Origin of the sequence: Moorena sp. SIO4E2 (assembly GCF_010671945.1) — a bacterium.
Classification (GTDB): domain Bacteria; phylum Cyanobacteriota; class Cyanobacteriia; order Cyanobacteriales; family Coleofasciculaceae; genus Moorena; species Moorena producens.
Genome location: NZ_JAAHIE010000114.1, coordinates 1 through 16,540, shown reverse-complemented (window position 1 = coordinate 16,540; position 16,540 = coordinate 1). Strand labels below are relative to the sequence as shown.

Annotated in this window: 15 protein-coding genes; all 15 read left to right on the top strand. The window is 43.8% G+C overall.

Going from position 1 to position 16,540, the window contains the following annotated elements; all coding sequences use genetic code 11:
* Positions 1–455: 455 nt before the first annotated feature.
* Entirely contained in the window at positions 456–761 is a 306-nt protein-coding gene (locus F6K37_RS14600) for a hypothetical protein (RefSeq protein WP_287250930.1), read from the top strand.
* Positions 762–952: 191 nt separating this feature from the next.
* Positions 953–1,243 (top strand): hypothetical protein, encoded by a 291-nt coding sequence (locus F6K37_RS14595; protein WP_287250929.1) that lies wholly within the window; start codon positions 953–955, stop codon positions 1,241–1,243.
* 280 nt (positions 1,244–1,523) lie between these two features.
* A complete protein-coding gene (locus tag F6K37_RS14590; RefSeq protein WP_287250928.1) occupies positions 1,524–2,288 on the top strand; it encodes a sulfotransferase in 765 nt (254 codons plus the stop codon).
* Positions 2,285–3,388 (top strand): hypothetical protein, encoded by a 1,104-nt coding sequence (locus tag F6K37_RS14585; protein WP_287250927.1) that lies wholly within the window; start codon positions 2,285–2,287, stop codon positions 3,386–3,388. The genes F6K37_RS14590 and F6K37_RS14585 overlap by 4 nt, the downstream gene beginning before the upstream one ends.
* Entirely contained in the window at positions 3,385–4,461 is a 1,077-nt protein-coding gene (locus tag F6K37_RS14580; RefSeq protein ID WP_287250925.1) for a prenyltransferase/squalene oxidase repeat-containing protein, read from the top strand. Before F6K37_RS14585 ends, F6K37_RS14580 begins: the two co-directional genes overlap by 4 nt.
* Positions 4,458–5,321 (top strand): phytanoyl-CoA dioxygenase family protein, encoded by an 864-nt coding sequence (locus F6K37_RS14575; RefSeq protein ID WP_287250924.1) that lies wholly within the window; start codon positions 4,458–4,460, stop codon positions 5,319–5,321. The genes F6K37_RS14580 and F6K37_RS14575 overlap by 4 nt, the downstream gene beginning before the upstream one ends.
* A 9-nt stretch (positions 5,322–5,330) precedes the next feature.
* Entirely contained in the window at positions 5,331–6,200 is an 870-nt protein-coding gene (locus tag F6K37_RS14570) for a phytanoyl-CoA dioxygenase family protein (RefSeq protein WP_287250922.1), read from the top strand.
* A gap of 30 nt (positions 6,201–6,230) precedes the next feature.
* Positions 6,231–7,115: a phytanoyl-CoA dioxygenase family protein gene (locus tag F6K37_RS14565; RefSeq protein WP_287250920.1), complete on the top strand. Its 885-nt coding sequence runs from the start codon at positions 6,231–6,233 to the stop codon at positions 7,113–7,115.
* A 13-nt stretch (positions 7,116–7,128) separates the two neighbouring features.
* Positions 7,129–8,085, top strand: coding sequence for a cupin domain-containing protein (locus tag F6K37_RS14560; protein WP_287250918.1), 957 nt, complete (start codon positions 7,129–7,131; stop codon positions 8,083–8,085).
* Between the two features lie 22 nt (positions 8,086–8,107).
* Positions 8,108–9,319, top strand: coding sequence for a cupin domain-containing protein (locus F6K37_RS14555; RefSeq protein ID WP_287250917.1), 1,212 nt, complete (start codon positions 8,108–8,110; stop codon positions 9,317–9,319).
* A 2-nt stretch (positions 9,320–9,321) separates the two neighbouring features.
* Positions 9,322–11,313, top strand: a complete 1,992-nt coding sequence (locus tag F6K37_RS14550) for a RiPP maturation radical SAM C-methyltransferase (RefSeq protein WP_287250916.1) — start codon at positions 9,322–9,324, stop codon at positions 11,311–11,313.
* A 15-nt stretch (positions 11,314–11,328) separates the two neighbouring features.
* Positions 11,329–13,437: a cholesterol oxidase substrate-binding domain-containing protein gene (locus F6K37_RS14545; RefSeq protein WP_287250915.1), complete on the top strand. Its 2,109-nt coding sequence runs from the start codon at positions 11,329–11,331 to the stop codon at positions 13,435–13,437.
* 100 nt (positions 13,438–13,537) lie between these two features.
* The gene (locus F6K37_RS14540; RefSeq protein ID WP_287250913.1) at positions 13,538–14,368 is read left to right on the top strand and encodes a 2OG-Fe(II)-dependent halogenase WelO5 family protein; all 831 of its coding nucleotides are present in this window, start codon (positions 13,538–13,540) and stop codon (positions 14,366–14,368) included.
* A 5-nt stretch (positions 14,369–14,373) separates the two neighbouring features.
* Entirely contained in the window at positions 14,374–15,510 is a 1,137-nt protein-coding gene (locus tag F6K37_RS14535; protein WP_287250912.1) for a hypothetical protein, read from the top strand.
* A gap of 115 nt (positions 15,511–15,625) precedes the next feature.
* Positions 15,626–16,540, top strand: a 915-nt coding sequence (locus F6K37_RS14530; RefSeq protein WP_287250911.1) for a DUF4135 domain-containing protein, incomplete at its 3' end; no start/stop codon positions are given.

Sequence of the window (16,540 nt, the reverse complement as noted above, 5' to 3'; positions counted from 1 at the left end):
CCTTGGCGAATTAAATTCGCCAAGGTCAAGCGCACCTAAATTTTTTCCAATTTTAATAAAAATTGGTTTAATTAGATTTTTTTTCAGTTACAATTTATCCCAAATTAGATGAGCTTACCCTGATGCATAACCAGGGTAAGCGCAAGAAAAAATGGCTCATAATGTGCATTGGCTGGATATCGGTTGAGCGTCGCTCGAAACCCCTATAATCTCGTAGAACTTTACTCGCAATAGAGTTAATTTGTTGAGAATGACGCGGGGTTTTTGTCAATAAGCCACGGCTTATTGATTCTTGCGCTTACCCTGGATGCATAACAGCTTATCTGGATTTTATCTGGATTTGATTAAGGTATATAAAGATATATGTATAAATGTTGTAGATTCTTGTGTATTAAGGTTTGGTATGAGTATAGTAATAAAGGTTTGTTTTTAGTTCGTAAAAAACAAAAGGGCATATGTTTACACCCCAACAAATAACGACGGCGGTCGCAGTTAATGCGTGCGTCGATCCCCAGAGTGCCTTTGGTAAATTCTTGGGGCTGGTGACACAGCTTCAAGTCAATCCTAATGACCTCCAGATGGAGGAGCAAGACTTTGCTGGTCTAATGGAAAAGATGATTCGGAATGCGATTTTAACTGATGGTGCAGTTAGTGAAGCCGAGCAGCCTGTCCTCGACTTTTTGGATCAGCTTCAATCCGATCCAGCAATGCAGCAAGAGATGGGAGACAATGTTAGGAGCTTAATAAGCGGGGTAAAATAAGTCCCTATTGTTAGACTCCAAATCAGGTTAGTATATTCTAGCCTAGTTCAACTCAACTGTTGTAAAATCAGTTCGATGGTCTTATTGAATTTAGCACTTAGCCAGTAATTCAATTGGACTAGAGTGATTGACTTGTCAATTTTTTTTGGGTTGAATCATCATCAATAAATTAATCATCTTAGGAGATTATCATGGCAACTTTGTTGAATGACAACTTACAAGCTGAATTAGCAGAGCGTGCAGCTAAAGATCCCGAATTCGCATCTCAACTTCGTGAAAATCCCAAAGCTACTCTCTCAGCTTTCCTAAGTCTTGAATTGCCTGAAAACCTAGAAGTATCGATTCACCAAGAATCTCGCGATGCTTTACACATTGTTTTACCAGCTCTCGAAAATCAATCTCCAGAAATACTGGAATTGACTGAGGACATTGCTGTGGCAGGATGCAGTTGGGGTGCTAACTGCAAAGGTTCTGTAGGTTAAACCATTCGGAAGCAGGTCACTTATGCAGAACAGATGAACTATGTAGTAGTAGTATTACAGCAAGCTAAAACCCATGAGGGGGCTATAGCTTTAGTACAAATGCTCTGCATAAGTGAGATGCTGCCAACCCTTCCTTCCTCTGAAAATTTAGTCATTTTTGGAGGGGGGAGGGGAGTATAGAGATTGGTGAGGTGTTTAATTAGATGCTTTCCTTGGGTCTAATTATAGACAGGCAACAGCAGCAGCAAGTTAATCCAATATCACTATTAATAACTTACTTATGCCTAGCAACACCTCCCATCGCCGTTTTCAAGCCTATAATGTTGGTCTGGCTAAGACGGGAACGAATTCAATTGCTACTTTATTCGGGCGATACCGCTCGGCTCACGAATTTATGTTTCGAGAAACAGTTGCCCAAATTGCCAGTTGGCAAGAGGGCTTAGTTTCTCAAGAGTCTTTCAAGGCATATATCCTAGAACGAGATCGTCGTGGATTTCTAGAAATGGACTCAGCTAGTTTCAACCATCATTATCTTCAGATTTTATCCAGCACTTTTCCAGAAGCAAAATTCATATTTACAATCCGCGATTGTTATTCCTGGCTCAATTCAATTTTGAACATGAGCCTGCGTTATGCCACGAATATCCCAGACTGGATGCTACGATACAGCAAATTTTTTATCGGTTACGAGATTGAGCGGGCTACGGTTGGTAATATACCAGCAACTCAACAAAAACTGCCAGAGATGGTCGAGTCACTCTTGCTGTACTGGTCAACCTACAACCAGAGGGTCTTAGATTTTCTACCTGTTGAACGCTGTTTAATCGTCAAAACCAATCAAATATCCGACACCTTAGAGACAATAGCAGACTTTATCGGTATTCCGCCGGAGTCTTTGGTGGTGTCAGATGGGCATATGAATCGAGCACCTGAAAGCCTGCAATGGTTACAGTTTTTAGATCAAGTATGGCTCGAAGAACGTTCTAATTTCCACTGTGGCACTTTAATGAAACAAATGTTTCCTAACTGGAGTCCAACCCCATGAAGGTAGATGCCCCACCTCAGACACTCAACAGTTATTTCCAAGAGTTGGAATCTCACATTGACCCGGTTTTGCTTCCCCAGGAGCTGATCACTACTATTGGGCAAGTCACCACAACCTTTCCCGATTATATCTGTAACGTTTTTGGCTTTGAATGTCGGTGTCATCAATCCCAACGGTCAGATTTTGCGCTGAATTTAACAGCACGAGGGAGCCAACTGTTAGCCGAGTTATCGTCGGCGCGAGAGGTGTGTGCAGCTTACCATCAAGACCCCAAATGGGAGCGCGTTAGTGATTTTTTGCGAGAATGGGGCGAGACAAACGAAACTCCTTTCGCTGACGCCAACTGTGTTTGGTTAGAATTCGATATTAATTCTCCCCCTTCGACTCCAGGTGCACCCGGATTGATTTTATTTGGCTACTGGTTCGATACTAACGAAAGCCAAATGATTGTCCACCGTCCCTTAAGTTGGCTTACAGGAACAGCATTGCCGATTCTGCGAGGTGAAAAACTTCCCCCAGACTTAGAAGGGAACATTTTAAGATGTATCGAAGAAGCTTCAGCCCATACAGATTACTTTCAAATCGGTGCCATGCTCTCACGAAAAGTCGATGGGGTGAGGTTGTGTCTGTTCAAGATAGAGCCAGACCAAATTCTCGATTATTTATCCACAATTGGTTGGTCTGGTTCGGGACAGCAACTACAGCAACTAGAAAAAGCGATCGCAGATTTTTCCGGTTTGGTAGATTCTCTGTGTCTCCACATCGACATTGGTTGTAAGTCAATTTACCCCCGTGTAGGCTTAGAACTGCTATACGATCACCTGTTACCCTGGAAACGACAGCCCAATCGGGAACCTCGTTGGTATCAGTTATTTGATCGCCTAGTTGAACAAGGAGTTTGTATACCACGTAAACGGGACGCACTCCTTGCTTGGTCTGGATTTACCCGACTTGAGTCAGCAGTTAATCCAGGAGTTTTACTGCGGGGCTTACAGCACATCAAGCTGGTTTGTACCCCTGATGCTCCTTTAGAGGCTAAAGCTTATTTCGGCGCAGGCTTTAATCCCTTATCGGTTCGCCCAACCCAGGAGCAAAAATGAAAGTAGTCCCAGAACAGACAGCTAAGAGTGCTGTTAAAAGTGCTATCGATCGGGCGATTGTGTTTTTGTTGCTCTCCCGAGATACTCAGGGATGGTGGAAAGACTTTTTCCTACCTGCGGGTGCGAGCGACGCTTGGGTGACAGGATATGTGGGAACCGTGCTCGCTCACAGCCAAAACTCCCACGCCTGGAAGGCAGCTGAAAAGGCTTGGACGCTTTTAGCCCAACAATGTCACGACCGAGAGGGGTGGGGATACCATGCTGGAGTTCCAGCCGATGCTGATTCAACCCTATGGGGGTTGCAACTCGCCCAAGCTCTGGGACGGGAGGGTGAGGAATCATCCCATCGCGGTCACAGGTTTCTCAGGCGACACCTAAAACCTGATGGTGGGGTAACCACCTACGAACAGGAAGCGACAATTCGCAACTATATCGGTCTACCACCGGGACTAGTGCCCTTTACAGCTTGGTGCCATTCCCATACTTGCGTCACCGCTGCTGCTGCATCCCTTGGGGAATGGCGAGAAATTGTGGCTCCCTATTTGCTTTCCCAGCAGCAAGCAGATGGAAGTTGGCATAGTTATTGGTGGTTTGAAGATGAGTATTGTACCGCCCTCGCCCTCACAGCGGTGGAGTCACAAGAGTCCATAGAGCGTGCTGTGAAATGGGGATGCCATCGCTTACTTTACTGGCTGGAAGCTTCTCAACCCTCAGAATTTGCGATCGCTTGGTGCTTGCAGATTTTGAGTCGGGATTCTACACCCTCAACTCAACAGTTGGTTGAACGGGGAGTGAAATTCTTACTCCAACGCCAACATTCTAATGGGTCTTGGCAGCCGTCAGCAAGATTGCGGGTTCCACGCCCTGACAATTTTAACCCCAAATCAGTCAAGGATTGGCAGCTTTGGACGGGAAAATTTTCCGGTTCTGTGACCTTGAAGAATGTTTTAGCAAATACCTTTAATATTTACTCATTGGATCGCCAAAGCATTTTTACCACGGCAACAGTGTTATATGCCCTACAAAGTGTCACAGCTAATGCCCAGCTCCGCCAACAGGAGGTAGGAATGTGAACCAGGGACAACCCCTCACATTGAAGCTCGATAACGTGCAACTGAGTCAGGTGCAGCTGGAGCAGTACCGCCGTGATGGACATCTTGTTGTCCCGCAAGTGCTACTACCGACTGAAGTAATTGCTGCCCGTCCAGCGTTGATGGCTACCGCCAATCGAGAGCGTGAAAAGCTTAGTAATTACGAACGCTCGGTGGGAGCAAGCGGTTCGCAATTTATCTACGACCTGCGAGAAATAGATCCGGTAGTGTGGCAGTTTATTGCCTCACCCCGACTCGCTCAAGTAGCAGCTGAATTGTTAGAAACTGATCGCATCCGTATTTTACATTACAACTGCTTTTTTAAGCCAGCAGGGGGACGGGGAACCGCCTGGCATCAAGATTACCTCTATATTCCCTTGGAGGCTGAAAAGTTAATCACTGCTTGGGTGCCGCTAGTGAATCTGACCGCCGAAATGGGGCTGTTGACTTTAGCCAGTGGCTCTCATAGGTGTAAAACAGCTGATTTGGCCACGGCTAACCAATACTCTCAAGGGGATTTGGAACAAATGCTATCCGAACAAGGCTTGCAGCTAACAACCGTTGGTAATCTGGCGGTTGGGGATGTGTCTTTTCATAGTAGTTTGACCCTCCATGGGGCACCTCCTAATCGTTCTCACCAGATGAGGGCTGTAGTAGCAGTGAGTTACTATGCCGATGAGGCTCGCATACAAGACCCCGAAGATTACCAATTGAACTCCCCAGGCACCTTGCAATCAATTGCCTATCGTCAACACTTTCTCCGGGAATATTTTCCCCATTTGAAACCAGGAGATTTGGCTCATACTAGCGATCACCCAATTGTTTATCAACGAATGAATTGAAAATCTCAAATGGCTATTCAAGTAGAGCTACCCGATTTATCTACCACTTATTCCCTGACACAGGAGCAGATACAGCAATTTAGGGAAAGTGGTCATGTTTTTCTGCCAAATGTTATTAAACGTAAAGAAATTGATGCTTACCGACCCCAGATATTAGCAGCAATACAACAGCATCAACAGGAAAATCATGCCATTGAAAAGTTGGTGCAAGGGAATCAAGAAAACTGGATTTATATTAATAATATATGGACACTGAACCCGAAGGTCAGACGCTTGATTTTGGCCCATCGCTTCGGTAAAATTGCAGCGGATTTGTTAGGGGTAGACGCAGTACGCCTGTTTCGAGATCAAACCTATTTTAAAAAACCCGGAGGCACAATTACGCCTTGGCATCAAGACGGATATTTTATGCCCTTGGACACTGATAAAATTATTACGATGTGGCTGCCCTTGGTGGATGTGACTCCAGAAATGGCACCCATGAGTTTTGCGGATGGTTCCCATCATGGAGCAAAGTATTTGGGTACTTCCACACCAGATGAAAGGAAAATTCAAGAATTTTCAGCATCCTTAGTTGAGCGTGGCTATAACCTCACCAATTACGGCAATTTTGCCCCTGGAGATGTCACCTTGCATTCCGGTTGGACGCTCCACTACGCTCCAGCTAACCATAGCAACAGTATGCGGGAGGTTTTAGTCATAGTCTACTATGCCGATGGTGCTCGCATTGCTCCTCCTCGAATCCTAGAAAAGAACACACCATTTCAAGAACAGTTCGCCGAGCGAATGCGCCAACAAACCCGAGAAAGCTGCTTTCCTGGCTTGCAACCGGGAGATTTAGCGGTGACACCAATGAATCCATTGGTTTACAGTCGTTAAAAAGGCAAAAATCTCACTATGACAAATACTATGAGAAATAGAGTGTTAGATTTTCTGCCCGACCTATCAGACGACTATCCTCTGAGCACAGAACAGGTGCAACAGTATCGAGAACGGGGTCACGTTCTGTTACCCAATCTGATTTCTCAAGCTGAAATTGATGCCTATCGCCCCCATATTGTCGAAGCCGTGGAGGAGCACCAAGACCACAATCTCTTAACCGAAAAATTAATGAATGCAGAGAGGAATAAATGGATTTATATCGATAACTTATGGAAACTTGATGCAGTTACAGGTCGCTTTATCCTTGCTTCCCGCTTTGCTAAAATTGCGGCAGAATTACTCGATGTAGATGCTGTACGTCTGTATCGCAATCAGGTAATTTTTAAGAAACCCGGAGCTGTGAGAACCCCTTGGCATCAAGATGGGATATTTTTTCCTATGGATGCAAAAAGAACAGTGACTCTGTGGCTGCACCTAGTTGATGTCACTCCGGATATGGCAATGATGATTTTTGCAGATCGAACTCACTTCGAGGGTCGTCCCCTGGGAAATACCTCACAGGACGAAGATGAAATGAGTCAATTTGCCCAGTCCCTGTTCGAGCAAGGGTATCCACTGAATGCTTGCAGATATTATGCCGCCGGAGATGCTGAATTTATCGATGGTTGGAACATGCACTGTACGACGGATAACAATAGCGATCGCACCCGAGAATCTTTAGTAGCTGTTTACTATCCCGATGGTGCTCGCATCGGTCAACCCAAGGAGCTTGCTGCTGACGCACCCATTTTAGAAAAAATGGCTGAAAATTCCCGGCGACAAACACGTATTACGTGTTTTCCTGGCTTGCAACCAGGGGATTTAGCAGTAACGCCAATGAATCCATTGGTATACAGTCGTCAACAGGATTGAGGAGGAAAAGAAGTTGCAATTTGGTCATTTAATCTATCCGCTTTCAACAAAACTATTTATAGAGGAATACTGGCAGAAACGTCCTCTGCTGGTTCGGGATCGCGATCGCGATTACTATACCTCGCTAATCAAGATGGCAGACATCGATCGCATCATATACAGTTTACAGCCAGATTGGAAGCAACTGCGTCTAATCAAACAGGGAGGTTTTTTTCCTAAGAGCTTCATGAACCCTGATGGTTCCCCTAACCTAATAAAAATCTATCAAGCTTATCAGAAGGGATATTCAGTTATTCTTTATGGTTTAGAACAGCAATTGACACCCCTATCAGCACTGGCGAGAAATTTAGAAGATTTTTTCAATCATGCTGTTCGAGTAGATGTATTTCTCACCCCATCAAATTCTCAAGCACTAGTTCCCCACTTCGATGGGGAGGATGTCTTAATTTTGCAGGTAGAGGGAACAAAGCACTGGAGAGTTTACGAACCCCTTCCTACTGATGAATTCGTCGCTAGAGAACTGGCTGACGATACTGCTCTACCTAAAGATAACCTTCCGCCTCTGGCTATGGATATTTGGTTAGAGCCAGGAGACTTATTATATTTACCTCGCGGTTGGGGACATGAAGTCTCCACGGGGACTTGTTCCTCCTTACAAATTGGCATAAGTGTATTTATTTATACCTGGAGTGATTTACTTTCTGCACTATTGAGTTCGTTACAACGGGAAAACATTGACTTTCGCCGAGCTTTGCCAGCAGGGTTCTTAAACGAGGGCAAAATTAAACCAGAACAGCTTGAGGAATTATTGCAGGTATTAGCCGAGCAAGCTAATTTAGACTCTGCGATCGAACAGTTAAAAATGCAACTCTTAGCAAGAACGCCAAATCCCCTCCCCAATGGTGATTTTCAGCGCCTCGAACGCGCTAACCTGGAAGCAGCTTTAACCAGACAAATCCAGGGTGAATAACTGTAGTCTTAAAGAAAAGCAAATGACTAACAAGGACTTAAATTTCACCAAAGCAATTGCCCCGCTTACTCCAGCTTCATTCTTTAAAGATTATTGGGAGCAGCGTCCTTTAGTTATTTCAGAAAGACCTGCCAATTACTATACCGAACTGATGACGTTGGCGGATGTAGATCGGATTCTTTATAGTTTGAAGCCAGACTGGAAAAAGCTACGTTTGATCCGACAGGGACGCCACTTTGCTCGCAATTTTATGCACCCCGACGGCACGCCAAATATTGTTCAAGTGTATCGAGCTTACGAACAAGGTTACTCCCTCAATCTTTTGGACATTCAAGAACGTTGGTTACCTTTAGCAGCACTCGCTCGTGACTGGGAAAGTTTTCTCCACCATTCAGTATCAATTAACTTGTATTTAACGCCTCAAAATTCAAGAGCATTTGAGCCGCATTTTGACGACCATGATGTCTTTATATTGCAAATTGAAGGCGAAAAAGACTGGCAAATTTGGGAACCTGTTGTTAAACTTCCCAGCAAGGAATTCACAGGAAATAAATTTTTACCTAAAGACGATCTTCCTTCACCTGCAATGGAAACCCACTTAAAAACTGGAGATCTGCTTTATTTACCTCGCGGATGGGGTCACGCTGCCTCAACTGGTGATGGCGCTTCTTTGCACTTGACAGTGGGTGTTTTTGTCTATACTTGGAGTGATTTAGTTGACAGCATTTTAGGGGTGATTAACCAACAAGACCTGAAATTTCAGAATGCTTTACCCGTCGGTTTTATGCGCGACACAGAAGTTCGAGAAACAATTAAAGAAGACTTTTATCAATCAATCAACAATTTTGTTCAGCAAGCCAAACTAGAGTTAGGAATTGAACAACTTGGCGAACGCTTAATTCGACAAATGAAAGATCCCTTACCAGGCAGATATTTTAGCAATATTGAACAACTGAGCCGAATTGATTTAAAAACTCTTGTGACCAAAAAACCCGGAACATTCTGTCAGACGACCGTTAAAAAAGATGAGATCGTTGTCAACTATCCAGGTAATCAACTCAAACTACCTAAAAGTTGGGAAAATGCTATAAAAAATATCAGTGGTAATCGTCAAATTGTGATTGAAGATTTTCCAGGAACGAACGACGAAAAATTGACCTTTGCACGTCAGATGGTTCGGAGTGGACTATTAACAATAGAGACTGAAGAGTTAACCACACCATTAGGAGGCTAGTGATGACAGACATTTGTTTAGTTTCCATGCCCTATGCCTCCCTCAATGGCCCTTCAATTGCCCTAGGACTGCTCAAAGCAGCTCTGGAAGAAGCTCAGATTGCCACAAAAGTTTTCTATCCCAATATTTGGTTCGCAGAACAAATAGGTCTTGATATTTACATCGCCCTTTTTGAAGGGAAAAATGAAGAATTAATTAACGAATGGACATTCACTAAAGCTGCCTTTCCAGGCTTTGAAGCCAATGAAGAAATCTATCCTTGCCTGCCCTTAGCAACGCGGGATATGCTCTACGAAAGACTCGATCTTAATGCTAAAGATCTAGAGCAAAAATTTCGGGAAGTTCGGGAGCAAACACCTAAATTTGTTGATCGTGTAGCTGACTCAATTTTAGAACACAACCCGCGCATTGTTAGCTGTACTTCTACATTTGGTCAGCACGTCGCGTCCCTGGCACTTCTGAGACGAATTCGAGAACTTGCACCGGATATCATTACTGTCATTGGCGGTGCGAACTGTGAAGGACCGATGGGAGTAGCAACCAAACAAGCCTTTGATTGGGTCGATTTTGTGTTTTCCGGAGAAGGGGATACCTCCTTTCATGAACTCTGCCAACAATTGTTAGCCAAAGGTCGTGAGGTGAGCGTTTCCGAACTACCTGAAGGTGTGATTTCTGCCGCCAATCAGAACACCTTTACTTCAGCACCCCGGGCATCAGTGTGGGATATGGATCGAATTCCCACTCCCGACTATGATGACTATTTTGAGGCAATTCGCAACTCGAAAATTGGCGATTACATTCACCCCGGTTTACCCGTACAAACCTCCCGGGGCTGTTGGTGGGGACAGCAGCATCACTGTACTTTTTGCGGTCTCAATGGTGCATCCATGGCATACCGCTCCAAATCCCCCGAGCGCGTGTTGGCAGAATTCAAGCATTTATCCCAGCGCTACAATACGCGAAATTTCATCGTTGTTGATAACATTCTCGATTTAAGATATCTCAAAACAGTTTTACCAACCCTTGCTCAAGCAAAACAACCATTAAAACTCTTTTTTGAAACAAAAGTTAATCTGCAACGGGAGCAAATGGCAACCCTCGCAGCCGCAGGAATTCGTCAAATCCAGCCCGGAATCGAGAGTATGCATGACGAAATCTTAAAACTGATGGATAAAGGAACGACTGCGATTTTAAACATTCAGTTTCTCAAATGGGCGCGAGAATTGGGGATTTTTGTCGGTTGGAATTTCCTGTGGGGTTCGCCTCAAGAAAAAGATGAATGGTATGTGGAAATGGCACAATGGTTGCCACAGATTTTTCACTTACAGCCCCCTGGATTCGGTCGCATTCAATATCATCGCTTTAGTCCCTATCACCAGCGAGCCCAAGAATTTGCCTTGGACTTACAACCATACTGGACCTATTCTCAGGTTTATCCATTACCCGATGAAATTTTAAACAACCTCGCTTACTATTTTGAGGATAAAAACCGCGACTCCATGGCAGAGGAACTGAAAAAGCGACCGGGGTTAAGAAAAGTGCAAGGGATGATTATACAGTGGAATTCCCTGTGGAGTCAGTTAGGTTTTAGTAATTCCAATAGCCAAAAGTTAACAACTTTAGGGATGGTAGATGATGGGGAAATGATTAAAATTCTCGACACCAGACCTGTGGCAGTTAAGGTGCTACATTTGTTGAAAGGACTTGACTGTTGGATTTATCGTTTATGCGATCGCGCCCGGAGCTATAAAAGCTTGCTCAGTGCAGTCCAAAAAGAATACCAATCTGAAATTACAGCAGAAGATATTGCAGCGGCGGTTGCTCGCCTGGGAAGGGATAAACTCTTACTAGAACTCAACGGTAAAATCATCAGTCTTGCTGTTAGGGAACCCGTTACTCCCATCCCCACCTCACCCGATGACTCCCCTGCGGGTTATGTCGATATTCAGAAGTATCAGCGAGAAGCATACAAGGAATTAGTTACCAGCCATTAATCTAGGATAAACTTGATGAGTGCCAAAAAGACTGCATTATTTGAGGCGATGAGTTCTGCCCCCTTGGAACTCAAACAACGCTTGAATATCCCAGTTCCGGAGTCGTTCTCCATCGATAACAAAACATACGATCGATTCTACAGCTACATTCAGAACTGGGGTCAAACCCTGCAATCCTGGGGATTGGGATATAACTTCATCGATGTTAATCTTCCCGGTCTTGGCAATACCGCTGACCCAAGTTCTGGTAATACAGACCTTGATGCTGCATTACTTGAAATTGTCCAGGTCATATCTGAAAACAACCGAGAAAATCAAAATAATGATAATCAACAGTGGCGCATGCGCGCGGTAGGTGGAAGGTATGATTCTTTTCACAACGTTTGGATCGACTTTAAGTTGCAGAAAGTAGGGCTGATGGATACCCACTGTTGGCTGCCGATTCTTGGCGATAAAAATCTTGACCTTACTTTCGACCCAGCTTGTCTCGAGGTGATGTACAGGGCAGCTATTCGCTCTGACAATACTGCCAAAGCATGTTACATTAAGTTACCCTCTAACCAAAATGTGGCGATTCTCGATCTTCCCAATGGCTACCCCCCCGAACTGACCACTGCCGGTGCTAAACTAGCCATTGTTTCCCCTGGCAGCAGTATGCTGGAGTTTTCTCAAGGGTTGGCAAGTCAGGGGTACTACCTGTGTGTTCCGACTGCGCCGGGGATTCTCTCGGTTGGGGGTGTGGTTGCCATTGCCGGTCACGGTAGCGGCGTACCATCGGCAGCTTCCGATTCCTTGGACATTCCCCATTATGCTTTCTCAACAGTATCTAACCAAATGGTGTGGATGGACGTAATTGCCTACAACAGCACCACAGGTAAATACGAATTAACCAGAGTGTCTCGCAACGACACCACATCCGAGCAATGGTCTGCCATGGCTTGTAGTTTGGGCAAATCATTCTCGGTACGGATGGCGTTCCTGGTATATCCGCTCGAAAAAGGAAATCTTAATGCTCGTATCCTCCAACTCAATCATTTTGTAGAAGCTGGTACACTTCTGGGAGCCGACGGCTCAGCAGAAGGGAGCTTACAGTATCTGGCACAAAACTACGGAGGCTTCGAGCCAATCCAATTCCCAACATATAGCTCAAATTTCTATGAGAGTAAGGATTTTGTCTGGACAAAAACCTGGTCTTACCACCCAACCAATAGTGATTTCACAGATGTCAAGGTATTTCACCAAGACCCAAACACCAACAAAACTGTAGCTTCCAATCTTGAGCAATCTTGGTATAGTGAAGTAAATCAGCCCTACAACTATCCTGCCACGGCAGGAATATCCTGCGTCGAATCCGTCATTATTGTTGATGGAGTGAAGATATTGCCTGCAAGCACCCCTTTACTAACAAAAGCAGCAGCGGTAACTACAGGAGCAGACAATGTCACAGGTGGGGGATATTCGGGAATTCCGGCTGGAAATGGCAAGACTGGATTTTGGTCAGACAACAATATTAACGTATACTACTTTGTGGAACCAGATACGGTGCGGGCTTACGATTGGTCCTACGGCATCTTGTGTGACATCAGTCAGATCCAAGCCGTGGTGAATACCTTCCACACTGTAAGTCTCCAACTTTTGCAAGAATTTCAAAACAAGGGAGACTACCCTCTGATGACTGCGGGCGAAATCAGGTTAGTAGGATTGGACTATGCTCCTGCTGATGGGTGGAGCTATCCTGCATTGTCAACCGCCAGTCCTGGCTTATTACCCACAGGTAATACAGCTAAGAACATGGTCTGCGTATATGTGTCATGGCTCTCGTCAGCAGTCCAGCCGACATACTGGGATTTCTGCTCCCAACTGGAAGACCTCTTGTTCTTTGGAGATAACCCAGCACTGAGTGAATACCCTTGGGCACCAGAATGGTCAAAGGCTTGGGGCTGCACCAAGGAAGGACCCTATAAGAGTGATACTAAATTGGCTCGCGTCCGAGGGAATTACGATCAGGGAGCAAACACCAATGGATTTACCAAGGTAGCAAATATCTTAAAGGATGCCGATCCTAACAATCTGTTCTATTCCCAAATGATAGGTCGGCTTTTTGATAGTCAACAAAGGCAATAGTTAATAATTAACTTGATTCCTCCTTGTGGGGGAATCAGGACTTAGGTAAAACACTATACATAGTAATTCATACCAAAATCCAGATGACAAAAGTCAATTTATGAGTAGTCGCCAAATTTTAGAGTTTGATTTTCCCTACTACAAGAATACTAAAGATCTAATCGGTAGACTCCGCCGCCAGGAAATTGATGGCGTTATTTTCCGGGGATTTATGCCAGCAGAAATCGCATTTTCTCGCGCCCGTTATTTGCTGGCAAATCCTGATATCATGCGCAATAGTTACTGTCCTTACGGTCGGATGTACGCACGAACCCTGGTGGGTGTCGGTCATCAACTCGATCGCTATTTTGATGATGCTCAGGTGTTTAAAGAGGAATGCGAACGCTTATTTGATCCTGAATACAACTTTCAATCTCATTTAGAAAACTTACTGCTTAAAATCAGCGGCGATCGCCAAGTGAAGGTTCCCCAAGGTCCATTGGGTCAGTTTTATTCCCCAGTGACAATTCGTTACGTCCAACCAGGAGGTGCGATTGCTCCTCACTGCGAAAGCTTATACTTTGAGGCGAAAAAACCAGAATTCAAGCATCTCCACCAACTTGCAGAAGAAACAACTCAGTTTAGCTTTTTTATGCCGATGGCGCTTCCTGAAGCTGGTGGAAACCTGATGCTTTATGACCTAGATTGGGAAGAATCCAACCACAACAGCAATGGTCAATCTTCTCAAGCTAATTTTCGCACGTTTTTGGCAAGTAGAGAATTACAGACAGCCCCAAATCAGGTTAATGTTGCCATCGGCGATCTGATTATCTTTGATGCCGGACGGATCTGGCATTGTGTTTCCGAAGTCCGAGGAACAAATCCCCGTTTGACCATTGGTGGGTTTATCTGTTTTTCTCAAGACGATCGCACGGTCTATTACTTTAGTTAAATTTGATGACTATTTCAGCTACAACACTCAACCATAAACTGCGATTGAACCACTTAATTGACGCGATTGACAAACAACTCGATCCGGTTTTGTTTGCCCCCGAGTCTCTGGCTGCTGTGCGATCGCTAGCAACTAAACTAGCTCCAGTCAACTACCAACTGTTTGAGTTGAGATTGTCCGATAGCGATCCATCTATCGATCTATCCGTACCCCTAACAGACGAATTGTTGAGTGATCGTTTAGATTGGTGTTCGACTTCTCCTTGGCATGAAATTTCAACCTTAAAACAAGCATGTCAAATCAACGGAGAATTTGGCGGTGCAATCGCCACTCAGGTATTTTGGGGTGAATTCGATCGCGAACATATGTTATCTACAGTTCCCATTCCGGGAATATTTTTTGACGTTTCTCAGGAGCTCATTCAACCCCAAAACCAACTAGAATTTGCCCGTGTAGTTTGTAGAGCATGGGAAATTTTACTGGGAAAAGCTTTACCAGAGTCAACACAAAATGGAATCAAAACAGCACTAGCTGAACTACCAGATGGAGTTGGCTGTACTCACTTTGGTATCATGCTTTCTAGATTGCTAGATGGAACAACTTTACCAGATTCTCTCCGATTGCATCCTGCTCGCTGGCAAATAGGTAATATAGCAAATTGGTTGAAAGCAGTTGGTGCAGGTGCAGTTGCTTCAGATGTAGAACAAGTCACTCAGGAAATACCCCATTTATTACAGCGTCCAATTGTGACCGTTGATGCGGCAACAGCTATCGGTCCTCGGGTAGGTATCGAATGTTATTCAAGTTCATTAGAAACCGTTTTTCCCTACTCAAATAAAACTACTTGGCTAGAAGAATTTACAGACTGGTTAGTGAAGCGATCGCTAGCTAGTCCTGCTAAAGTACGAGGGTTATTGGATTGGGATTTTAAGCGAAAATTCTCGATTGAACTCCCCCAAAAACTGGGTGTACCGTTCAATTATTATGCTTGTCATTTAAACTTAAGCCATCTCAAACTGGTGTTTGAACCTCGTATCGGTTTGCAAGCAAAAGCCTATTTGCTTACTAACTTTATAGAGCAAGAACAAGCTGACTTGAAGAGTAAATCTCCTGTTCTGGAATCTTTCGATCATATTTGGTAATCCCCAAATTGAATATCAGTAATTAAGTAAGCAAAATTATTTATATATTTACTATCGAGTTATATTACCTTTTGCCAATAACCTATGGCCTGTTACCTATTGCCTTTTGAATAAAATGAAACACCAATTAATAGAAAAAAAGCAGCACGACCAAAAAATTAATATCTGTAAAATTGTAGAAAAGGCGAGTTCGATTTTTGAGCGATTGCAAGGTAACTTTATTCCTGAAACTAGTCAAGACAATGAAAAAATTATCCAAAAAAATTTAGAATACTGGTGTCAAAAGATTGCGAAAGGAGATTGGCAACTCTTCAACAAGCGGTTGGAGTGGGATAATATTAAACTGAAAGAAGTTCAGCAATTTTTAGGAAATGTTAGTGTAAAAAATCAGCAAAACTTGCCAGATTGGGCAAAAATTTTAAAAGAAGTTGTTGCTCTGAACCATCAGATTTATACCTCTGATATTAAGCAAAAATTAGCCAACGGCAAAGGAAGTAAAGATAAATATCCTTTTGAAGAAATTCTCTATCCTTTTATACAAGTAGCTCGTAACAAATTAGTTGAAAAAGCAGGAATGAACTATGAAATTTTAACGGCATCAGCTGTTGCTTGCTTCGAAGTTAATTTGCTCCAAGAACTTTCTTGGTTAACAAGCAATACACTATATCTAGAATTTTCTTTATTTAGATCGCGTCAAACCTCTTCTATACAACGCCTATTGCAAGACTTAAGCCGAACGAATAGTACAAAAGTTTATGAAATGTTTGTCAGTAAAATGCTTGCTGGCGATCTAGTTTCCTTTCTTGAAGAATATGCAGTGCTATCTCGCCTAATTGGCAAGACGATATCACTCTGGGTTGAAGCAAATGCTGAATTTTTAAATCGATTAGCTTTAGATTTACCCCAAATCAAAAATACCTTTTTTGCCAATCAAGAAATCGGTAAAGTCATAGATTTAAAACTATCTCTTTCCGACCATCATAACGGCAGGAGGTCGGTAATTATATTAACGTTTAGTTCTGGCGATAAA